The organism is Legionella qingyii (assembly GCF_003184185.1).
Genome location: NZ_QHJG01000036.1, coordinates 10,802 through 35,767 on the forward strand (window position 1 = coordinate 10,802; position 24,966 = coordinate 35,767).

Below are 24,966 nucleotides of genomic sequence, written 5' to 3' on the forward strand. Positions count from 1 at the left end.
TGTGTTTGTTAAACTAGCTATCTAAGGGCGGACGCGCCTTTACTGTAACGTGTATGTTTTAAACAGGAGAATACTTGAGTTAGCTGTGTTTTTTTCTACTACTACGAAGTCAATAATATTTGGCCCTAATGTAGGGCTCTACCCCAAGAACATTGAGCATACAGCTCCTCCGAAGACCAACACAGGGTGTTCTTTTCTTCGTTTTTCTTAACCTAAAAAACCAAAGTACGACGAGATTTCGGGCCAACTAGTCTCATAACTAAAGGGTAACTCATCTTGAGGTAGGTATATTAGGGGAATCGACCGCTTATTAGGTATTAAACGACGCATTGACCGCATACATAAAGTGGGGGCGGCTAAGAAGAAGTCTACTCATTGGTAAATATAGCATAGAATTAACTACGTCAGACAAGAGTTTAAATCCCACAAGAAATAAGTGAAATTATTTCACAAATTACGTGAGATCTCGATTTAAGAAAACTTTAAACTCTGTTTTGGCTACTAGGAGTGGATATAGAGAATTTTAAACAAATTTTCTAGCTATTGAGTATAACCCAGAATAAGGAAGGTTTATTCCTAAAAATTTTCGTATACGAAATTGATATCTACCTTCCGGTCTTAGGGATATATAGAACCAATAAACGCGGGGTAAAACATAATTTACGAACGACTAATTGTAGGGTAACAAAACACGCAGTCTAAGTAGTTAGCAAGGTCGAGCTTGAGCAAGACGGCGTTATAGATTTCCTCAAAATGGGCGAAACAAAAACTGTAATTACTTGAGTGGTTTGTACGAGTTTCAAAGAAGTATCGCTATGAGTGGGTCGAATTAACGACATACATTTCCCCATAGGGGAAGGAGTTTAGGGGGGGGTCGAAATGTATCTAAGAGTATAACTACTTTGCTAAGTGCTTGAAACACATGTTCGTGGAGTCAATCGTTTACACCGCCTTACTAAAGAAAGTTATTTCGGAGACAAACGGGGAATAGATTAAACGTATGTATTAAAGCTTTAAGAAAATAGCTTTTGTTACGCCGTGCGTTTGCCCGTTAGGAACGATACCAGCAAACTCAGTAATTTCGCTGAAGCCGCGCTAGTCTTCGCGAAAGGTAGAGGCGTGTTAGAACATTACAGACGAATTATTCGAGTAAGCCTTAATTATATACAAATATTTTTCTAAAGGTAAACCGCAACTATTTGTCCCCTAATACTGAATCGTCTCTTTTACGTAACTATAGTCGTATTAATACCATAAGGAATAACAGTTTTCCTAATCGTTATATTGGTTTAAAACAACCGGTTATCCTTAATCTTCTTACCCAATTTGTGCAATCTCTGAATTCTAGGAGTTAACACTACAGTTTGCGTACCCGTGGCACATAATTCACCTTTCCGGCCGCTCATACTTTGGGGTACTACGATAGATGCTTGTAGTTTAGTACTAGTTAAAATTTCTTATGGTGGACTCCGAATGGTAACGCGAGATGGTCTATTTTTGGTATTAAAGGAAATACGTTTAGTAGGAGAAGGTTTCATATTCTTCAACGCTCCTACGACCGATTTCTAAGTATTAGTTACCAATTTAAAGGTAGATAGAGGCGAAGTTGATCCGCGCGTTTTTTTGGGACGCCGTTAAATAGGTCTTTTATTTACCCATAAACCTACCCTAGTAACCCCGCTTTTCCTCTTCACCACGTTGGACATAATCCTAGTAAATTACATATTTTCAGTACGAGACTTGCGAGGAACAAACGATATTGTATCGTTTCTACGACTTGCCGATTTGGTTCTTATAAAAAAAGGAGTAGATGGTGGTCCAACAACCTACCGCAATCTAGTCTATTATTTTTGTTCGCTCGGTTGACCGATTTGTAGTGAAGGTTTGCTCTCTTAAGGCGAGCTAGCATAAATAAGAAAAATATTTACTAAAATATCCCACCAAAAAGGGCTAACCCTCCTCATATATGGCGAAATTCTATGCGGAGTACAGGGCTACGTACACTTCGTCCGGGATTGCATTACAGAGATTAGACTTTTTTACGTCGGTACTTGGTATCTAGCCTTAGTTTAACGAGATTTAAAATTGTGCTTCTTGTTTTTTTAGTTAAGAGTAGCTAACAGTTTAATAGTAGAACACTTAGTTTCAGACGCGACGATAAATTTGCTTAAACGTTTGGTTGTAATAAAAAACTCAGTCGTATGAATTAACGTAAAAGGAACCTTTAGTGGGGTAAAGCTATATTAAAATTATTTCGGACTAGTTTTCAGACGTACGGGACAAGCCACGACGCGAGGTATCGGAGAAATTACAGTAGTTAAAAAGGAAAGAGCTAGTTTAGTCTTTGTATTCCACATAAATTATTATTAAGATGTCGCCGGTATGCAACTAACAAGTGTGGCCCTTATTCTGCGTAACTTTATTATCGAGCGTTTAATTCGCTGTTCAGGTAGTTATGGACAAAAGAACGTAGAAGTCCCTTTTTTAACTATTACGCTAGGTAACGGACTAAACGTAATAACCGTACCTCGCAGCTTTATGTATTTACGGGACAAAGACGTATCCGTTATCGTACGAAGTAGCGTAACGCGAGTGCTTAGAGCGGCTAATTTTAGTGTAGTCCTCGAAGTGCGTAACGTAACTAATTCCGTAATAGTATCGAGTAACATAGCTATGGGTGAAGTGCAACTAGGTGATACCTAAAAAATACGACTACTTATTTAAGCTACCCCAGAAGTTAGCAATTTTATACGGGTGAAACTAAAAGTAACGCTATTAGTTAGTAGCGGCGGTTTCAACAACTAAAGGGGCTAGGACATCGTGGATGCTGGTTTTGGTCCGGTGCATTGAGGTATTGTTAGCTAAAATTTTAGTCGCCATTTAAATTAACAAGTTAACTTCCTTAGAATAAGAACTATATTGCGTGGTGGTATCTCTACAGAGGTGCGACCGCTTTGTTTAATTAAGACTTTGCGGGTTGCCGCCGTTACCTCTCGCGGTATAAGTCGAGGGTTAATCGGAGCTTAAGAAATGCGACTAGTAGTAAGTAGTCGCTATTTTGTTAAAGTCGGTAAACAACCCTAAATTCACCATGGACCGGATGTCCTCTTTACTGAGGAAGTTAAAATTATACCCCACCGCGAGGATGTGATTTTTTATTCAGACTTCGTGGCGCCAGTTGGTAATTAAATTTTTTTCCTCAATACAGGTATATAGTAGGGTGGTAGCAGACTTATATCGGACCAACTTTTTCCCAGGTCCGATGCTGTTCTGTTCAAATTCTTTAGTGGTTTAGTGCATAGGAAGCTTAAAGGTTAAGTAAGACCGTGCAGAAATTTTTTTAGCGGAACCGTAAAAAACGACGGAGTGAGAGATCCCCGTAATTGAGTTGGTGAAGTATCTCTGCGTAGTTTTTTAAGTGTGTAAGAAGAAATCATATAAGATACCTAAAGTAAAACCCTCTTTCTGCAAAGAAAAAATATGAGAATAGGAGGTTAAGTGAAAAGTTTAGTCCGATGTAAAAAAGGTTTTGAAGTACGTTTATAAATTGTCCAAGCTAATAGTAACTTCTCAATAAGACAAAGCCGCGTAACCGTTTGCCCTGTTAACGAGCAAATTTTGGTACAAAACGACGAAGAAAGTTCGCGAGAACGGGTGAAACCTGGCCAGATTAAAGTGGACGATCCGGATGAAGTGGTTTCTATTACCAAAGGGATAGTTTTTAAGCTAATGCATTTGACCTATGATGACGACGATTATTCCGGTTCAGCCTGGGCCAAAGGCAGTGGAAGTGCGGTGGGTGATGTAATTACTTTTATAGAACTAGCATGCATCGTTAAGGAGGTACAGCTACATTTTGTCGGTCATTTTATCGGTTTGCTAACCTAAGTTCGGGTTGGCAGTGTGCGAACCTAACGACGGGTACACGAAGTAGTTGGTCTCGAACATGAAGTTGGTTGTATCCCGCGCTGGGAAGGGTGCATTGGTAGTGCCGTGATGGACGTCATCCGAGACCGACTGCGCTATTTTTTTAGCGACTCCCTAATCGGTGAAGAAAATTTGGAAACAGGCAGTAGCGTTTGTGTGGCTCGAGTAACTGACGTGGTTTTGCCAAAAATTACCGTGCTTACTGGGATTTGGCTGACAGTGAAACCGGAAGTTTTATATTTTGTGACAGATGGTATACGAGATTTTGAGCACCTGGCCGATTTCGTGGGAGAAAGCAATGTACAGGTTGGTCTTTGTGGCGCCAAACGCAATCGAACCGTTTTGCTTGGTTAACACGACGGCTAAGTGCGTGGACCGAATGGGGAGGTCCTCGTCTTGATTAGCAAAGACACTTTTATCAAACTTACCTTAGCTATTGCTACTGAAATCCTAAAAGAAAAACACGAACGCGTTATTAACTGAGTTGGACCCAGAGCCGATTTTCAGCATTAGGGCGGTTTCCGTTAGGGTCAGCAAACCGTGCGTATCGATGAACAACATTCCTAAGAAGTGGTCAGTGTATGTTTTGTCAAAGAACGTACCTCTCTAACCGGTTCCAAACGTTATTGTTTCAGCTAAATGGCTACGGGCCTAGCGGCGGTTAATCCTGATGTCTCGGTATTTGGTTAGGGGGTGGTTCATGAGACAATTCAAGCCTATTTGGTGTTAGGTATGCGTGAAGAAATAGGTATTGGTGTAGAAGATGTCGACACTAATGACTCGCAACTAAGTGGGTTCTTGGCGACGCGCTTAAGGCTGAGTGGCCGTATGGAAGAAGACGCTAGCTTAAGGTACGGGGTGTGACGCACGTGACAGGTCGGGTAACGAATTTTTAACGCCGTGTAACTGACGTATGTTTAACCCAAAAGCAAAAGTATGAATAAGGTAGTCTAAGTCAACGGCAATTATATGTGCTAAATCAAATAGCTTAGAAGTAATCCGTAGAGGACCTCCGTCGGCTCTCTTTGGTCCCTTATGTTAAGTTTATTTTAATTAAATGAATGTAACTTAGGACTCATGTTGAATCATATTAGTCATGTAAAACGTGTTAGTCCTGTTTTAGATACTCGGTTCCATACGTAAAACTCGTTAGCTAGTGCCTTGATCTCCTTTAACAGTCCGTTGACCTTTTTCCGCTTGAAAGAAATCTTCTGAGTGACTTTGTTAAACTTTTTCCTTAATCGGACCGGTCTGCAACAGTCCTACACGATGTTTTCCGGCTTGTCTTTTATCTTTGTAATTGGAGACGTCTTGGGTCGAGCCTACTTGTTAATTCACTATTCATTAATGTATTTTGCCGTGCTTCTTAAAGATGTCGTTTATTAGTTACTGCGAAGATATGGACGTTGTTACTATGCAAGACGTTAATTAATAAGAGATAAGGGACCACCTTTCTCTTAGTCTGGACAAAACCAAATAAATTGGCCCCTGAACGAGCTAGAACTAAATTTTTAAGAGCTACAATAACGACGTCGCTAACTTAATTGCGTAACGATAAGCAATTAAGTACTACTAGAGGGACGGTACCTGTTACTACTAGACGCAGCACCGTTTGGCTCAACAGTATTTCGAAAACTACTCCGTTGTCGCTAAAATCGGCCACTGCCGTACGTTGGAAACCGATAACTTCAGAATAATTGAGTAGAAAGAGGTGACTAAGTTGGGGTTGTTCAGTAACGCCAATGAGAACTCGAACAATTTCGGTCACCGTAATCACCCTACCATTCACCTGTTTCGGACCTAAACAGACTTAATCGCTTTAGCAGATGCTCGCTTTTTGTTGAGTCTCTTTAAGTGATAGAATTTTGGCCCGCTGAATAAAATCGCACGTAACTTTACCAAGACTTACGAGCACGTTGTAGCCTTCGTGTAGTTCAGCGGAATGCCTGAATACGGTCAGTAAATCCGGACCAAAAAGTTTACGTTCTGCTGATGGACCTAGTAATACGAGGACGTCTGAACCCATTTCCCGCGAGGAGACTGAACCGTTTGGTTTTTTGATGCAAACGTTGAGACATAAGGTTTTTATTTAACCTCCTCCTTTAGTTGAGCGTAATAGTTTAACGGCAACTACGTGATTTTTATAAACTAGCGTTTCGTGAACGTAACTAACTGAATTGGTCCTTTAATGTTCTTGCATCATTTAATCTGTCTATTGGACCCAACGAGATGCGGGGTGGGTCCGATATTAATGTTAGGTTTTAGTTAGGCACCGGATTTAACTTTCCTCTGTCCATACAGTTGGCGTTAGCATACCAAAGCAGTCCTGAACGCGACAGTACTATTAGGTCGTAACATACGTCGGACATTTTTAGTAGCGCTCTAGTAAGGAGAAATATAAAATCTTCTAGGGACGCTTAGTTAGCCATCTAGCGTTCCAACCACCGATGTAGTATCAGAGAGGTCAAACGTTTTTCTTAATTTTTTTGTACCGGACCTCGATACGGATTCCTTTCCTTTACGAAATGACTAAAATTTTTTTGAGTACCTTGTAGTACGTTAATGACTTTAAATAACCTTAGCTACAATACTCGGTCGGTCATAACGCGCACTGTTTGTGTAATTCTTTCTTAACTGGTGAGACCCCTATTTTCATTTGAGTAAATTGCCTTCAGACGATTTACTCGGAACCTGGTAGTTCTTATTTTTACCGCTCATGAAATTTCATAAATGGGGTAAAACCTTTGTTACGAATTTCGTTTAACTTTATGGTTTATGAGAATAACAACTATTTACCGGACTATCAGGACTCTAATTAAGTCTGTTGTATAAGTTAACCTTGGAAAATGGATTTTTGGGACTAACCCGTTTTCTTAAGGTACGCAAAACCCTCGGACCACTCGAGCCGCGGGACTTTTTCGACCTAGAAAAATAAGTTGTAGTAGACGTTTTAATATTTTTTATAGCACTGCTTGGCTCATTTTGCCCGTGTAGCGCAGACAGTGGTGTAAATGTAAAGCCGCTTTAATCAGGGACCGTTCATACCTCCCGTTAACTAGTTCGGGTCAAAGTTGTTCTAAAACTGGAACCGAGTCAGCTTGCAAAAGAGCGTCTTAATCCTACCTCTCTTAAGAGGATGGTAAATGAAATAGTGCGGGGATCAAACGGAGTACTGTTAAAAGCAGGTCTCAAGCTACGAAAAAATACCGTTTTACTATTACTTGTTAACTTTGAGACCGTTTTTCCCAATTGGCCAAAGGGGTAATAACTACGACCTTACGCACTTAACACCGCTTGACCGATGTACGTATTGGCTCATGCTTACTAACAACGGAGTAAGGACCAGTTTCTAAATAATTAGCTAACCGCTCTTCCTCGCTTTACCAAAACCATATGTGAGGAACTACGGCTGAACCGTTTATTAAGACGGTCAACCGTTACCCATCGACCGAGTCCTCGTCTGCGGCGTGGAATGAAAGCGTAAAAATTAGGGTATGAGGTTCCTCTTTTTAAACTGGGGGTTCCAGTTATGCAATTTTGTACCCATGGTCTTAATCGTGTTCAAAGATCATTTACCCAAGTGTTTGGAACCCTTCGCGGAGTTTTACTCAATGAGTAATGGGACCCATTTCTAATAGGAAAAGGGTATCATCTAGTATTAGATCGTTCCTTTTCTCGTAATGTTGACATAGTTCTTTAATTCGCTTCTATTCATAAGTTATTTTATGATTGAGAACGCGGAGTACTAGACGCTTTGTCCCTAGTACCAAAGATAGGGTTCAAGACAAAAAGAAACGAGCGGAAAGGTCCGTACAGGTATTTGATGAAGTATCCAGTTGCCTATAAAGGGCAATAGTCAAACGTCCCATCTTATTAAAACGAGTTTAACAGCGGTTCGGCAAAAGGGCCAATTTGGGACCAAAGAAACTCCTAATTATAAAAAATGGGGAACTCGAAAATTTCGGACATTATTGAACCCGTCTGAAAGTATTACGTGGCGGTTATTAAGGTATAGCTGATGACCGAGGTTCTTTACGAGACGGTAGTCTATTAGTGGATGTAGTACGTACAGTCGTTTGAGTAATTGTACTCGTACAACTAAACGAGGCCTGGTCCGCATAAAATTAAGAAATTTCCATAGTCCTGGGTTCCATCACTTGTAGTTCGTAGGTAATCGAAAGTAGTGAGCTAAGTTAAGCGCTTTTTGAACGACATTTCCCGATGGGGTCACTTAGTGAACTAACCGTTTTTAGTTCAGTTTACGCGGACATCGTTTACCGTATACGTTGTATAGACGTCGGTGATTTCTGGTGAACGCGGCGGTTGGAACAAAAAAAACGCGGACTTAATTGTAGTTGCGACGGTTTAGGTTTGGTTGTTGGACCCGGAAACCTATATAAAACCAGTTAAGTATCCTTTTTTTTGGACCAGGTGTAGGTTCCAGTTCTTATGCGACACCGAAGTATAAGTTTATGACGTTAGCGAGATTATTCGCATGAGGTTAAAGAACAACATGGAATCGTCGTGCAAGTATAAGTCGCCGTACAACTAATTTACGGAACGATTAAAGCATCTATTGTCGGTAATATTTTGGTCCTTTTTAATTACCTAAGGTTGCGAGCACGCGGTCTTTTATACCTCAAATTGTGTTTCAAACGCGAACATGAGTTATACGCGGAATACGTTAGTTAAAGTAGTAACGTTTTACCGTCATACGTCGCGTACATAACTCGAGTACTGAGCGAATCCGGGACGAACGGCGATGACGCGAATAGGAAATGGGCTATGCGTAGACGATCAGACACCCGCGACATAATTTTTTTGTGGAGTAAAGCTAGCACGTTAGTAAGTAATGTAGAAACTTCTTGGTGACGCGTCGGAAAACGTAGTTAAATTTATGGTATTACCAGAAATAGAGCCAAGAAAAGATTCAGTGAATTAAGATTTAAGTGAGTCAGTACTTTGGTTTGGAGTTACAAATTAGGGACAAGGATACGTGGGCGTTGCGTAGTTCCGTGCGCCTAAATTGGTACGTCGTCGAAATCAAGCAAATGAGCGGGCTTTTGATGTCAATGGAATACTAAATTGGTCAACAGTTTTCTAGTAATTATGTCTCGGGGTCCGTTCGGAACTACCTCTTGTTTCTGTTTTTTTAAATGCGGTACGCAAATTTTGATTTTTTGAAGGGACCGTAGTACATCGTTAATAACTACTAGAGAATTGATGACCGTCGTGCCGGTTACTCGACCGTGAGTGAGATTTTTTTAGCCCTCATTTTGTCCATCTGCATACCACGACACGTGCTTGGCACCCATTTAGTAGTGTAACTTGTAGTTTTAAATCTAAGCGACGTCTAGTAAGTAGTTATTTACTTGGTTATTGTGTGTTTTATATTATTTATGGTCAGCTACATTATTTTCGAGGTAACCGTGACTCTGGCGAAACGGCGCCTGAAAAAGTTAATCGCGTATGTCATATCTTGGAGGTAGGTTCGGTCCCTATCCTTGATCCAATTAGTGACGTTGCCGGTCTGAATTTCACCGATATTTTTTATCTTTTTGTCGGTGAGGGACCCACTTACTCCGATGACTGCGCCGTTTTTATGGGTCTCCAGGATTGTTATGACTTTTTCCCTAATGAGGTCATTCATTAACAAAGTTATAGTAATCTTTTTTTATTTGGTATAACGGGTACATGAGTAAGCAAAATACATAACGTAGGTATTCTCTACTTCGCGCGTTACATAAAAAACCGCGGCTATTTAGTCCAAATTATGGGTTAACGCAGTTATTTCTACAAAAATGAGGTGCTTTGACGACTACCGAATTCAGTTCGTAACAAAAACTGAGAAATGGTAGTCGGGCTTATTCGCATTGGCCTTATAACAAAAAAGGGGTATCTTAGTGATTTGCGTAGGGGTGTAGTGAGGTCCAGCCTCATCGTCTTGGCAGTTAGCTAAACTTAAATAGCGGTCGTTCGTAAGGACTAACGCGCCGTCATGACAACCCCTCATGAAGAAACTAAAGACCGTTTCATATACATTCTGGATACGATATGTGATTTTGTTTTCGTTTGGTACGACATTAGTCTAAACGGCGTCGGGGTCGGTTATTTTATTCTTATGCGACGGTTTAGCCAAAAAATAGTTTTGTATGCCGCACGACAAAGCCTACGTGGCCTGACTAAGCACATAAAAGATTAACCTGCATCGGGGGATTGCCTTTTTTTCGGGTATGGGTAAGTGTTGGTGAAGCTGAAACGGTTGCGTTATTGCCGAACGGTTTTGGATATCTTTAAAAAAACTAAGCGTGACTTTTTTACGCACGATGATTACGTACGGGCGGGAGTACATAAGGTTGTTGGTTTTAATTACATTCTTATTACCGCTATTAACGGTTTTCGTATTCGATGAGGAAGTGGCTCCCGCACACAATAGTTGCTAATTAAGGTTATGTCCGCAAGGAAAAGATGGTAACTCAAGTATTGGAACGGCTATTTGAAGTTTTTATGCTATGCGGACTAAGCTAAGCGATAGTTGATTGAGTTGTAGTAGAGGGACAAGTAGTTAATTGCACTGACAATTTACTTAAAGTGCTTTAGGTCGCTATACTATAGCAAGAAATTTATTAAGATTATGTGCACGGTTTGAAAAACGACGAAGAAGCGGTGACACAAGCGGAACGTCCTATTATAGGTACTACGAGAGGGGTATTGAACCCTAAAAACATATTTTGGGAGATGAGAACAATCGCCGTTTTATTTTTACATGAAATTAAAATGTCGACAAAAAAAAATTAACCCGACATCTGTTCCGGAGACGTCCCGAAGTAATAGTAACAAAACCTTAGTTTTATTTCTTTATTCCGTCATACGGGGATGTTTAAATGGCGGATTAGCAAATGTTAAGGTGCTAATTGAGTTATTTAGTATAAGTTTATTAAATATAAGATACCACAAACAACGAACGCCTGATTTAGTATTTTGACGAGGTTATTTGCACGCACTTTTTCAGCGGAATAGAGGCCGATGGGTCCTAAGGAACGAGGTATCGAACAATTTAGATGGTCTTCATTTACTTCGCCGATAAAATAGTTGGACATTAGCGTGTCTTTATATGACGCTGTGGGTTCTAGGAGTTTAGTAACGTGCAACCGAATCGTTTCTTGTAGTTAATGGTAATCTACGTAATAGGGGTAAGAAAATACACGTATTTCCGGTAGTCCCTTAGTTTGTAGAAAATGCACAACGGTCACCAGATCTGAGGTACTACTAACCACTTGGGGTCTAAGAACCCGTTTACTTTGTTCGGATGGTCGTACGAACGTTGGAGTCACGTTATTTTTGTCTTAATGCAGGTTAAAAACTTATACAAAAAACACGAAGTTTCGCGCATGCTTGCGTTTCACCTCACCCATGTTTAGGGCAAAGTTAACGCATACGACGTCAGGTTAACTATCCTGTCGAAAAATGTCTGATGTTTAGCGACTTACAAAAAAATTAACCAAGTCCGCTTTGGCGAAGAAATCAACGATTTATGAACGCAGTCGTCCCGCAACTTGCAAAATACCAACGTTCATCTTGCGAACTTTTACGCCTTTTTGAACGGTTGAGTAAATTACCTTTTTGGTAAGGTTAATGACTATAACGACTTATAAATGGAGTTCGTCTGCAGTAACAGAGGCGCTGTTTAACAGGTTAGGTAAAATAATTATCCTCAAACCAGCTTCTCCGTAATTTAGTTTCTTTAGTACGTGGGTACAAAAAGAACCTAAATAGTCAAGGGGCTCTGCATCTTCTATTGTAGTTCCTTAACCCTGTTTATGTTGAAATATTGTAGCTACTAAACGTTAAGTACTAGCTATTTCCGTACCTTCTTTCTGCGGTACGGCGTAATGTACGTCTTGTTAATTAGCTACTTCTTAACTTATTTATGTAGGCGTTCGTAGCGAGTGAATTTCGGTTTTTTCAGTAAACACTAATGGCGTCAGTTTACGTTCTGAACCGTGTTTTTCTCAACGTCGCGCGAAACTTTTTTGAAAGACGGCCTGTTACAGTCGTCCAGCAAAATTTACTTAAATCACTTGCGAACCAATTATTTGAGTGTGTATCGGGATGACGTCCAAATTCCGTTTAGCGATTTCTACCGGCCCTTCTAAATAAATGAAACCGTGTTATAGAAAAATTATGTTGTTGTGTAGTTAGTAGGATACTTCTTTAGAGAACTTCAATTTGACGTTGTTTACGAGCTCGCTATAGTTCTTCATCCAGCGAACAATAGTCTTCGCAGTCAATAACGTCTAGTCTTAGTCAAATTTTGAGAAAGGTTTCTTATGCGAGTCAATCTCGGTCATCGCTGTACAATACTTTGGATGCAACTCCGATTGTTATTAAATAGAAGTGACTTGCTTTACGAGCTCCCTCTACTATTTCTCGACCGTAGTTACCGGCTTCTTCTCAACCGTCTGCGAGTTTTCGTTTATCTACTCGAACTGCTTGTCAATGTCACCGTAAACTAAGGGTTTCTAGGTCTACTACTTGCATTGTAAATAGAGCTCCAGTCTCGTCCTTGACCGCCACTACTCCGGCGTTAAAAACGGCCCCTAGAAATAGCATACATGTCAGCTATACGTCTTTTGGTTCCGACCGTTGTTCTCAATTAGTCACGGTCGGTGCCACTCGTACCACCTATATTTCTTTAATAGCACGCATAATCACCATTGCGTCAAATGAGCGTTGAATTTAAACTTAGGCCCCGAGTAGCACATGTTGCACACGGACTTTGGCTTAGCGTTCCAGCCCATGTATGGAGACGTACATGACATCGGTAGTACGGACTCCACCTACTTTAACTACTGTAGGTTTAATTAGGACTACTAAATGCTTAACTATGTATAGCAAGAAGTCCGCGACCTCCGGTCGTGCAGTTATTTTGGCTAAGACGCTATGCTTAGTGCGTATAGGGTTGCCCACATCATCATCTTACGGTTCTACTTGCGAGGGTCGTATTTTTAGCACGGTTTCGGTACAGAAATGAATTTTGGGCGAACGACCTACGGCTTGTTTCGTTTGTTTTCTTTCTTGTTCGTGTTTGAGCATTTAGTGATCATCCATGTCCGCTAGCAAGACTCGCGTAAGCATGAATATTGATAGGGGTTCCAGCTGACTGACTAGTAGCCTAATTAAACTGCTAGATAGTTGAACCACTGCACTACCTTCCTTTAAACCGTAATCAATAGCTTGGTAATTTTGCGCTCATGGTACGTCTTAATGAGCGTCTCGACCCCGCTTTACTAATTATAAGCGTGGCGAGACCCTTTTTGAGGTCTAGACCTTTGTCTCTAAAATGAGACAGTACGAAATTTTTCTTGGTCTTGTATGGAGAAACGTGTAGGACTTCTTAATGAATGAAGTCTTGTTACCCTTGTGAAGGTTTCAAATTACCGAGTTTCTCGCGTTCCTTAAGGGTAACGGATATAGTATCCACTTGCGCTCAAGACCAGTGACTTAAATTTTCAGTCATTCGTATGGAATTAAGGTGCTGTACTTTGCCTCGCTAATCATCTTAATCGGAACCTCGAATAGGGGTTAGCGGGTCTATGGATACAAGATCTGAACCCATGACCGTCGCCTCGGTAGCGGAACCGGGAACGATTTCTCGCTGGAGTGACCGTATAATAACGACGTCTATAATCAGTTCTTCGCAATTTATAACGTTTTCTTTTACGTGTTTCGGTATTCTATTACTTACATTCAAAAATAGACAGGTTAACCAAATCATTGTAAGGAGCTGCGGTTATAGTGCGAAACCAACGATTAGGTGGAATATAAAGTCTCGAACTAGGAGTAAATGTTGTTCCGCTAAATGCAAAACTTGGCGTTTTACGAAATCACTCATCAGTTCTTCCGAATCGACTAGATGTTACATAATAATTTGTTCCAATACTGATGGAAAATGGACTGCCGGACTAAAACGATCTTGTACCCATACTAGTTTTTAATTTTCATGTCTGATATGAATTACTTAATGTTATATTCTTGCATGTTACAACCGTTCTATAAGTCCCTTTACTGTCTCATTCACCCCCAACCGCTATTAAAATAACTACTATGTTAGCAAAAAACCATATGGATTGGCGAAAGACATTGGGGTCCAACATGTACTTATCCCTTGCCTCCGATTTTACTGGCTTGTTAATTAACTATTTTGGTTACTCTCTGCTGTGTTGCACTTTTTGCTGCGCTATCCATCGTACCCTTAGTGGGGGATATGCCTTCGGGGACCACTTCTTATATACTTACTTTTGGTCAATCGTGTATAACTTTTTTATAACGATCGAACCGCAGTTAGCAACTACCTTCTTCAGCTGGCATGTCACTGCGTGTACTTTCTACTTCGCCGATTAAAAGGACTAGGAAGTCTATCCCGGTCGGTCCTTCTTCTTAAGTCGTAGCTTAATGCATGAGCACTAGCACTTGCATTTAACTAATTCTTCTAACTCCTACGGAATCTCGCAAACTCTTTACTCCTAAAGCCGATAACGCTTCGTACACCATAGCTTTAGCCGGAGTTTGCAAATCTTCGTTCTGGATGTCGCTGAAATACATAACTAACATTCTGGGACAGGCTCTAATTTCTTTTTGTTTTAGTCCCACGGATTGATTTAGGTCGAGAACGTTTCGGCTCTAAGTAAGTTTTAGTTGTGAAACAATTCCCGTCAGAATTCGTCTTTATTTGGGGTGACGGAAATTAAATTTTTAATACAGTAAGGGCGCTTCCGCCCTTACAATAGAGACTTACTTTACGACTCAGTGAAATTATTAATCAAAGATAAAAGTGCTTTTGTTTCCACTTCAGCTTTTAGCAAATCGATTAACAAATATTTGCGACGGCTTGAGTCTTTTGAGATCGATCTACCTAAATAGATTTGGCAACACTGGAAAATTCCGTTCGTCCAGTCCTTTTTCCTATATCTTGGACAAACTAGGCTAAGTAATTTAATAAATGTAAGTTTTAGGAGTTTCTCCACCTCGCACAACCTCGTAGAAATGACCAAGGTTTTCAAGTCCTCGTTATTAATTAAAGCTACTTAGAAAAGGGAGCTACAGAAGTCGTATTAAGCAATCTGCGAACCTGACCGTTTAACATAGAAGAAATTGAGCTTTGTCGCGTTTGGGTGTGACAGAAAATGCGTAGTGGAGAGCTTGGACTAAGTAAGCAAGTAATCTCATTTACTATAATCCCCACATGCGACTTTGGTCCCCTAGTACTATTCCTACAAACCACATTGAGTAATGAAATAGAGGAAAAAGTTCTTTGTATTTGGGCTTGGCTGACAAATTTTAAAAAAACTAAAGGAAAAAATTATGACGGAGGTGTCCAAACCAACATAAAAAAAAATTCTTTTTACTCACGTATAAAAAACGAGGAAAAATCATAAGGAATAGTAATAATGACTTTTGTATAAATTGCTTTATGGCATCTTTATGCCATCATTTGTAGAGATCAAAATTAAGACCAAAGTACAAATAAAAAATAAGATATACGTCCTTATTTCTTCAACAACGGAACCTTCGTTGTACTTGACCTCGTTTTACTACTCTAAAAAAGTTGGGGTGCTTTTGGGATCTGCCTCTCATTTAGGCGCGTTGAGAACGGGTTATTTTCTTTATGCTCTTATATAATAGTTTCTGTCAGTTTTTTTACATTGACAACTTGTCCGCTATAGCTACGTCTGACCTCCTCCGATATTTCGTCTACTTACCGTTGTTGAAGCGAATCCTCTTCAACGGTGGTTGAGAGAGTAAGTTAGGGAATAACCGTTTTTCTCGTAATAGCTTCGTGGACGATTAATGTTATGTTACCTCAAATTGCTAAAAGACGTGACCAACCTTGTTGGCCAAGGGTTTCCTTGGTCGTCTATGAAACGCGACGGACTACGTAAACCTAGTCCTTCTTAGGTACCCATAGTAACGCTTTTTCTACTCGTAATAGTAGTCTTTCAAGTCCAACCACTTGGGTTTACAGGCCTCTGATTTTTTTGCGATGACGGTAATTCTGTCAGTGATCCTTATAAATGACAGGAACTAACCTACGACCTACAGGGGCAACAACGGCGGTCGTGGAGAAGGTTATGGCTTGTACCTTTTCCACCTCGGTAAGTTGACTATCAAAGGGTCCCCGATAATGACATAGAGGTACGCTTACATTTATCCATACATCTCGTTATACTACTGGCGATGAGCCATGTTTTTCGTCAATCTATGGCGAGTGGTACCCCTCTACTTTACCTCACCCTTTATTCAAGATTTCATCTTTGTTGTTTATGACAGATAGTAACGAGGGGCCTGTCGTTACGTCATTTTCCCTGAGGAGGTTCTGAACCAATTTTCCTTACCCGGTCCCTCCCGGATTATAGCTGACTTCTATTAACCATAGACTCACCTTTCGTCCTTAATAAATATGATCGTATTTTTATTCTTTTATAACCAAAATTTCATACATACTTGAGTTACTAAGTGGCATAAAATAAATGTCATTAAACTAATTTCTTATGACAAACGGCGATAAATTAAATTGAGGACAGTTTCCGAAATGAAAAACGGCATGAATACTCCTATTTTGACGTAAAGAGGATTGATGGCTTATAGTCAAATTGGACCTTACGTAAGTTGTACTTTTTTCTTAAAGGTTCGAACTTTACGAAGCATGCGGTTACGTATGGGACCTCCCGATAAAAGATTTGAGGGGGCGGGAACTACCTTTTAGGAGACGAAAAATACTTTGATGACGCGTTTTTAAACCGATACCTATATCAAAATGATAACAGTCTTTCGTACTCTTAATGTCACTAATGAAAGTAAAATAGCCCCTGTTTATAGTTTAACTATACTTATTAATAATACATGTATTGTTCCGAAGTGACTTATTTAAAACACTAATGAAGTAGCTTGCTCGTCGTTTTTATAATTGAATATCACTTTTTGTTTTATTTAAGTAAAATGGATTATGTCGGCATCTTGGGAAAGGTTATTTTAGAATACGTCCATGAAACCTACTTAAAAAGTTTCTGATGAGAGAACTCGCAAGTCCTTAGTTTAGTCAATCAAATAGAGTCGCGGTTTAACTTACACGGGCTAATAATTAATAGCCATTTTGTCGGCTCCTTTATCGATAATAAGAACCGAATAGTTTTGCATGATAACTCGTAATATAACTATAAGATTTTTCTTTTAATTTACGAGTATTATTCCCTAAAGACTAATGTTTCAACGAAGTCGAGAAAGGGCTACTTAAGTGGAGTTAAAGGATTCTCGTAAACTCATTACCTGCTACACTCTGGTAGTAAGCTACTTAAGAGTCTTGGTTATGACATAAATATGCCATAGTGGTTAAAGTTCACAAGTAGAATAGAATTACTCGGAGGACATTGAATAATTAATTTCGATATCCTCTACAGTACTTTCAATTTTTGCCATTTAAACAACTAAGCATGTTGCCTTTTATGTTTGCAGCTTTTGCAGTTCAACTCCATTAATTACGAATAGACCTGTTCTTACCTGACCAACACGTACTGAGCTATCTATTACCCCTAACAAAGAAACTACGTCACAGCGTTGTCGAACCGGTCTACGGACCTAATTAGAGAATGAGGTAGCTCCTAGATTCCCTATAAACGAGTTCGATGCGACTTTCAGTACGCCTTTCACTTGACAAACGAGAAAATTTTTTTTCTCTCCTAAAATTTCTAAAATTTTTATAATTCCTGATACAGTCTTTTTAATTTTCACTACTAGGCGGAAATACCCCTTTAGTCCTAACACTTCCTCAGTAAGAACGGTCTATAAAGTTTCTTTTAGACCCATAACTCGAACAAAAGCTTCAGTATTTAATACTTAACGTAAAACTACTTTATTCGCCTCTCCTTTAAAGTCGACTCCTACATAAAATATAAGCCCGACTTCCGTTTTGGAGGTGGTTAGGTCTAGGCCTGTTATGATGAGGAACGTAGGCTAATAAATTACGAAATTTAGTAATACAACGTACGTCAGCGTGACGAGGCTACGTTTACCTTGTACCGTTAAGTAGACGGGTGAGATGTGTAGTTTGACTATGTTGTCTCAGGCTAGGTTACTTGGTGTCGTCGGACCTTTCTTATTATGTGTAGAATGCGCTACTCCCTTATAACCGACTTCTCGGTTGGTTGCTTTGTCCTAGTCGCCGTCCACTACGATAACTCTTATTCCTCGAATCCTAGAAATTATTTTTGAAGGACTGTCGAACACATGATGCCGAACACGTCGACCTTCTTTTAGAGCCGTTATCTCCGTTATCTTTACTCCATCAACGATAACCGTCTGACAATTTTTCGATAAAACTAAATGACTTTTTTGGACTTTCGTTTCTTTCAGACCACGTTAAGTTAAGACTAAATTTGGAACGGGTTGTTCGTTCAGTTGGTAGGGTTTAATAGCGATAAGATATAACCCCCGATTTTTAGTAACCGAATAATCCTCCCCGATGGAACCCTCGACCGGATTCACACGACTTATACTTAGTTTGGGTAAAAAATAGGAACAGGCCGAGACCTATATCGGAACCCCTATAACGGCGGTTTTTTCCAAAAAAACCGTTATCTTTTGTTAAGAGAGAACGGGACCTACTTTATTTTCTTCTGAATGTCAGCTTGACCTTGTTCAGTAATAGAATCGTGAGACGTTTGCCCTAATCTGTCAACCAATAAAATTTTACCCCGACAGTGTAGTGCAAACGAAAGGCGCTATAATAAAAGTTGTTGGCATTGTTCTCGTTCGCTGAATGAGGGGCTATTTTTTTTACGGGTCGGAGTACAATTTAACGGCGAAGTTAAACGACATTTACGGCATAGTGACGCGGGAACAAAAAAAGTTTTTGACGGCGCCGTAAGAATTAGTAGACAACTGCTTTACAACCTAATCATACGTTAACTTACTAAGGTAGTTACTGAAGTAACCGGACAACGTGATTGTTCTAGGGTACCCGGAGAAATTCACGTAACGTTTACCGAAATTTCAATACCTGGACCAACGGCGAGTTGTGCCCATGCAAGTACGGTTACCCAAGGTCATGTAACACGGGAGGGTGGCCCTGATCTGACGGAGGGTGTTTTCGTATTAGTGACTAAACTATCTTTGGATTTTCAAGAGGGTTTGACAGTTCGTGGTGTTAAAGTAAAAGTCCTGAGTTCCACAAATTTAGTCTCGCATCCGGCCAGAATTTTGGACGAACGACTGTATTAACTATGTGGCAAACTTTTGCAAGGCCTACTGCACCCCGATAATTATTTTAATAGGCCCCTTAACGGACAACGTCGGCAAAATTTACCCTATTTTAGACGCGAAGAAGTAAAAGTACTCATGAACGTCGTTAGTGTCATTGAGCGAGACGAGGGGTTACTAAAAAATTTAGCGATTTCGCAAATGACAGATAGAATAACCAAACGTTTAGTTTAAAGTATAAGGGGTTCTGCACTTGATAAAGAAAAGACCGAGGGTCTCACTATATTGCAACACGTAGAAGAAGGGGAACACGGTTTTAGCGTCTTTTAACTAAGTTTTACCCAGATTAATTTTTAAAATAGAAAAATATAGGTACGTTTCTCAGTAGTCTCTAAGCACGTAATCGCTCATTATTACCTTGCACACGACGAGCTCGAACCATTTAATTTAAGCCGGTATTGAGTCAGAGGTATTAATTTGGATGCGCGCCGACTTAAACGAATTTTTTCGCAAACTCATGTGTCCCTTCTAGTATCCCCTGCATAACTACTCAGTGGAATAAAGGTTTCGCACGAACGTGAGCGAGGCTTGGTCAACCTCAGTACCATCACTGTTTATACCTGGTCAAAAAAAGGTTATACCGTAGTTAGTTTCCTTATCGTCGTTAATGGAGCGGGTTTCTATGTCGTACTTAGGTCTGTAGTTTTCCAAATATTAGTACGAATGGTTCTTTTTTTGCAAGCCTATATGCGAGGGATATACTTCCATTCGAAGAGGGAAAGGTGGTATTGGCTTACTCATCTTTTCCTGAGTCGTTTATGTAGTTTTTTCTCATTTTTTTATCGTATATTTTCGTTTGGGTTTTTGGCTGTCATATATGAATTTCACACCATATTTCGCTATTTTAGTTAAAATTACTTGATTAAATTCCTTAGGAAACGTTACAGAGAAGCCCTCAAGAAATAGCAGAGTTGTACCACCCCCTTCTAATATCCGCGTAAAAAACCGATAAATTAGCTGCCAGGATGTCCCCGTTAGAAACCGGAAAATCACCCGTTAAAGAAACTAGCCCCAAATATGTCAATAAAAAGGTTAGGATTAACCAACATAATGTGACTTTTTGCATTTCGTTAAGTTTTTCGAAAAAAACTTCGGTGGAAAAGGTAATACCCCGTAAACCGGTTTCGTCTACCAGCACACAGCCTTGTTCTTGACCTCTACCGCGCAGATAAATACCTACTTGACGCAAACTCATTACTTGTTTTTTGAGACCGTTTCGTAAATAAATTACTACCTTTTTTTCGGGTCAAGTTGAATCTACGTCGTGAGCTTGTGAATTTTTTTTGGACATTCCTATTAGCGCTGAATAATGCTAACAAATAGCTATAAGTTATAGCGCGTCGAGTCCAACTACCTGAACCCTGTTTTTTTTAGGTTTATAACCTATTTTAAAAAAGGTTTGAGCTAAAACGTGGTGAAGTGTTCGTTATAGCGAAAATACTTCTAAAACCATCAATAAGTGGTCTTAGTGGCTTCCTATCATTCGTTGTTAGTGTTGCTAGGATAAGAAGCAGGGTGAGCATAAGTAGGATGTCATCTATGTTAATGGTTGGGTCGTTTTGTTTATACCTAATACGGATACGGGAAAACCTCCAAAGCGGTTTACGGTCGTTCGTTCTTCATTTTTTCCGGATATCTGCAAACAATTCGGCATTAGTGGGTCTGTTTAATTAACGAGTTCCGAATGGGGTCCTTTACTAGTTTTAGCGCTTACTTTTTTGAGTCTTTTATCACTTTCGAATACTCAATTAAACGTGGTCATTTCCGACCATTGGATTTGTACATAATACGCATCGCTTTGGGAACTTAAGTAAATTAGTTAGTGCTCACCGACGAGCTTTCGTCTGCGGAATGAAACACGTCGTATTACAAGTCCTGAATGCTTTTTTCCTGGTTAGCCAGGATTTATTCTCATGTAGTGACCTCCCCCAAATCCTACTTTGAGACCGTCGAAATGGTAGGTCGGTACCTATTTACTTTTTTCTTCAACAAATGACATAAGTATTATTACTACTCGTGGGCCATAGAGATCTCGATTTATTAATAAAAATAAACCGGGTTTAAGGAAAAAAGAACGACGGTAAAGAACGAAACAGTCGAGTATTAGTTTGACTCGTTGTTATAGTTTCTGACCGTATAAATTAAATCCAAAGAATAAAAATCTACCTCCTTCTAGTATCCGCCTATTGTTCTAGTTTGGGAGTTAAAGTCCATGTCCACCAAAAAGGTCTATTAATTTACAAAGAAAGTTAACGAGGGGTATTACATGCTGGTGTTATGCGTATAAAAAAACTAAGGCATCGCAGCACTAGTGAAGTCCTTTAACAAACTAGGTCCCTTGTCGTAACAATGAAAGTAATAACTCATTATGTTGGACGGTAGGTAAAACTCGGTTAAGTAAACGGTCCAATAGATTGTTACCACACCTAACACGGACACGGGGGGGTAACTGATTCTCGTGACGTGGTATAAAAAGAAAAAAACGTCCGGTTATTCCATTTAGTTATGAGAATGGTAGTTGTAACTAACGATCAAAAAGACGTGTTCGTCTACTTGTATGCTTTTTTTTATGCTCTTGATAGGAACATTATATAAAGTATAGTAGGATTATTTATTAGGACCTCGCTACTTATCGGACCATATTACATCGCTTTGGGTCCGATAAATTGGTAGGAAATAGGACCCGAGGAGTTACTCCGTGGGGTCCGAGTTAACTTCCTATCAAAAAGTAGATTAGACAATTAACATACGGGCGAACTAGGTTGTAATGAGACCGAAAAAGGGGGTCTTAAACTACGCGGTTACGTCAACCTACATGATTTAGTTTTTTGTTTATCGGCAATGTACGTAGGCCACTATAAAATCCAAACTGACTACGGTGGTAAAAATTCTGGCTAAAAAATCAATATAGCAGTTGATGTCTTAATTGTGTACATGGTCAATATAACCACTTAGGTATTAGAACGCCTACGTAGTATTGAAGAAGTTTTCGAACTACGTCTAGTATTATGTTGGTAAGATGTAGACCCATAAAAACAAACTTAAGGAGTTGACTGAATAAATTATTTAATAATACGAGAACTCGTATTATTCAGTAAAGCAATTAACTTGGTTTAAGTTAACGTCGCCCTCAAGCGGGATTTAGACCGTTTAATTGGTGATTTTATACAAAACGTGGAAAAAGATGGTTAGCTACCTATGACGCATGTTACGGACGTACGTGTAGTACGTCACAAACAAGGCAAAGACTACCTTTCCGCTCCATCAATAAACTCGGATAGGTATATTGTTTGTCTGACAGAAGTGAGCGAAATAGTAACACAAGGTCGTTTATCAACAAGTGAAGAGAAGAGTTTCATTTGTTCTGTAGTAGTCGAGGAAGAAGGAGACTGTGTGGTCGTGGTGGTATTCGTATTAGATTATTTACAGGTCGTCCTAAAAGTCCTTTTATTCTCCGCTAATGTACAAGCTAGGTCTGTCCTGGCAATCTTTTTGCTGGAAGCATTATTCCTCCTCTACCACCATTAACTATGAAGTATTTAAATATATTTAATGGCAATAGTCTATTCGATAGTGGTTTATGTTGATATAATACTTCTCCACATCGGGTTTATTAGGGCCTTTTATTTTTTCGGGGATATCAACGATTGTCAAAGTACTTATGGGAATTCAGATTAGGATTTTTTTCGTCACTGTAGAATAATGTTTACCGATGACGTGACTTAAAACTTCTCACATAGACCAATAAAATTTTTGTTTTTCGGTGGGCGTAATATCATACTTTCTAGCAAAAATTCGTTAAAAAAACGTATTTGGGTGAAAAGAAGTTAAATTATATAAATAGTTATTCAATTTATATAAGTCTGAGGTATTTTAGATGCTAAGTTTAGTATTTATACGAATAAAGTACCTGTTATTCCGGGAATTCTTCCAAAAGCTAACGAGGAGTTAGTTTTCCATAAATATAATCATAAAAACGGTCCCTCCGATTTAATTACTGAAAACTTGTTTTAAAGTAGGAACTTACAGAACTCGTATACCTTGCTTAAGAAAGATTACTGTCTCTTAACCTTCTTCGTTAAGTACTAATGTAGCTTTTATTTCGTGGATGGAGAGCAATGGTTGACCTATCGTTTTATTGACTGAGCAGTGTTACCTTACTTGTTCTATTTGACGTGAAGTCACGGCGACAAAAACTTCGTTAACGAGCGTCGAGGAATAGCAAAATGAGTCTTTTGCTATTCGCTCGAGTTCTTTACTCACGACGGTTATGTCATAAAGACTTAGTTATAGATGGGTAGAATTGACTTTTATGGTTGAGATTACTGTCCTAACTAGGTCATTTTTTATTATAATATGCTCAATTTTGTCTAGATTTTTTATTTTATTTTTTGTCGTGACTTTTAGGGATATCGAAAAAGTGAGGTCAATGTTGTCCTAATCAACACTACCGACGTCGGCGGTGTTGATATCGGAACAACAGAAGATTTCCTATCTCTAAGCTGACAAATAACTCGCGATGGTTAGTTCCAATAAAAGTTGACTGCAGGTGTTTGGGTACGGAACAAATTTAGTGAGTACTGAAGAAACCCGTATGGAAATCCGTTCGCATGACAACTTACTAGAAGTACTTAAAAGTCTGGTCATTATACAAATGAAACATTTGGACGAAGCAACCGTTATCGTGGTTGCTATAACGGGCCAAAATGAGGTACTTGAAATGGGTGTAGTTAAGACTTATTTAGGACAAGATGTTTAAGTAGTAATTTAAAAAATGCTGAAAGCGCTGGCAGAGCCTTTGGAAAGAACAGTGACGGGGGAGGAGACGCGAGTAGTCGAGCTCTTGCAAGTTTAAATGGTGGTGCAAGGTGTGCAGGAAGAAATCGTCCAGCACGACGAAATCCATTTCGAACAAGAAATACGGTCCCTTCTAGAAACAAATCGTTATTCCGTTCTCAACGTCGTTGTAGATGACGTCTTTGTAGTAAAACAAATTACATGAGAAGTTAATAAGCAAACATACTTCCATCCAAAAGTACAAGATTTGCACGTCACTACAAACGGTATTTTGCAAGAACGGCGCGTTGAACCTAGTATACTAGTAACCCATGTCGATGAAACCATTATGCAACTGCACATACAGCGAGTTACGAGCATTAATTTGCGCTAAGAAATCCACAATGCTTATTTTGTCGCTGAGGTCTCGCAGGCCGAGATGGACAAGATGGCTATGCTACGTGTATGCAAAGCAATAGTACCCCATTTAGTATCAATTAATGTACTCAATGTGCCAGATGTAGGTCTGGTGCACGTCGGTGTAGACATCGATGGTCCTATAGTTAACGAGGAACAAACTTAACGCGTTATTACGCAAGCGCATCACGGACCCATTACAGCGGTACTTACCGGTATCGCGCGTTAGGAACGACAACATTGTCGAGCCGTTGAAGAAGTCACGACGAAAATCATGCGTGTTTATGCTATTGTGGGACTATAAGAAGATGTCGGTCGTGTGCGTTATCACGTAGTCCAAAAACTACAGGACTTCGTTTATTTTTCGCAACGAGTTATGAAAAGTGGCATCGTCAAAGTCGTGCATAAAGCTACCTTTGCCCTAGTACGTTTATTCATAACCGTTAAACTGCATATGCTATTCCGTAGCAACGACTTTTGTCCGGATAAACAAAAAGAAGACCGTCAAAACGGTACTACCAAAGTTATAGA

General features: G+C 39.6%; 4 protein-coding genes. All 4 read left to right on the forward strand.

Annotation, left to right across the window (positions count from 1 at the left end; translation table 11 throughout):
• The first annotated feature begins 3,618 nt into the window (after positions 1-3,618).
• The 4 genes from DGG96_RS17355 to DGG96_RS21320 all read left to right on the forward strand — a co-directional run bounded on the left by DGG96_RS17355 (position 3,619) and on the right by DGG96_RS21320 (position 24,601).
• The gene (locus DGG96_RS17355) at positions 3,619-3,888 is read left to right on the forward strand and encodes a hypothetical protein (protein ID WP_110143805.1); all 270 of its coding nucleotides are present in this window, start codon (positions 3,619-3,621) and stop codon (positions 3,886-3,888) included.
• Positions 3,889-3,996: 108 nt separating this feature from the next.
• Positions 3,997-4,281, forward strand: a complete 285-nt coding sequence (locus tag DGG96_RS17360) for a hypothetical protein (protein WP_110143806.1) — start codon at positions 3,997-3,999, stop codon at positions 4,279-4,281.
• A 19,534-nt stretch (positions 4,282-23,815) separates the two neighbouring features.
• Positions 23,816-24,001, forward strand: a complete 186-nt coding sequence (locus DGG96_RS20680; protein WP_133249342.1) for a hypothetical protein — start codon at positions 23,816-23,818, stop codon at positions 23,999-24,001.
• Between the two features lie 465 nt (positions 24,002-24,466).
• Complete coding sequence (locus DGG96_RS21320) at positions 24,467-24,601, forward strand: hypothetical protein (RefSeq protein ID WP_276309328.1); 135 nt, start codon at positions 24,467-24,469, stop codon at positions 24,599-24,601.
• Positions 24,602-24,966: the final 365 nt, after the last annotated feature.

Bases quoted from the DNA above. Each gene is read 5' to 3' on its own strand.
- DGG96_RS17360 (WP_110143806.1), top strand. From the start codon at position 3,997: ATGGACGTCATCCGAGACCGACTGCGCTATTTTTTTAGCGACTCCCTA.
- DGG96_RS21320 (WP_276309328.1), top strand. From the start codon at position 24,467: ATGGCTATGCTACGTGTATGCAAAGCAATAGTACCCCATTTAGTATCA.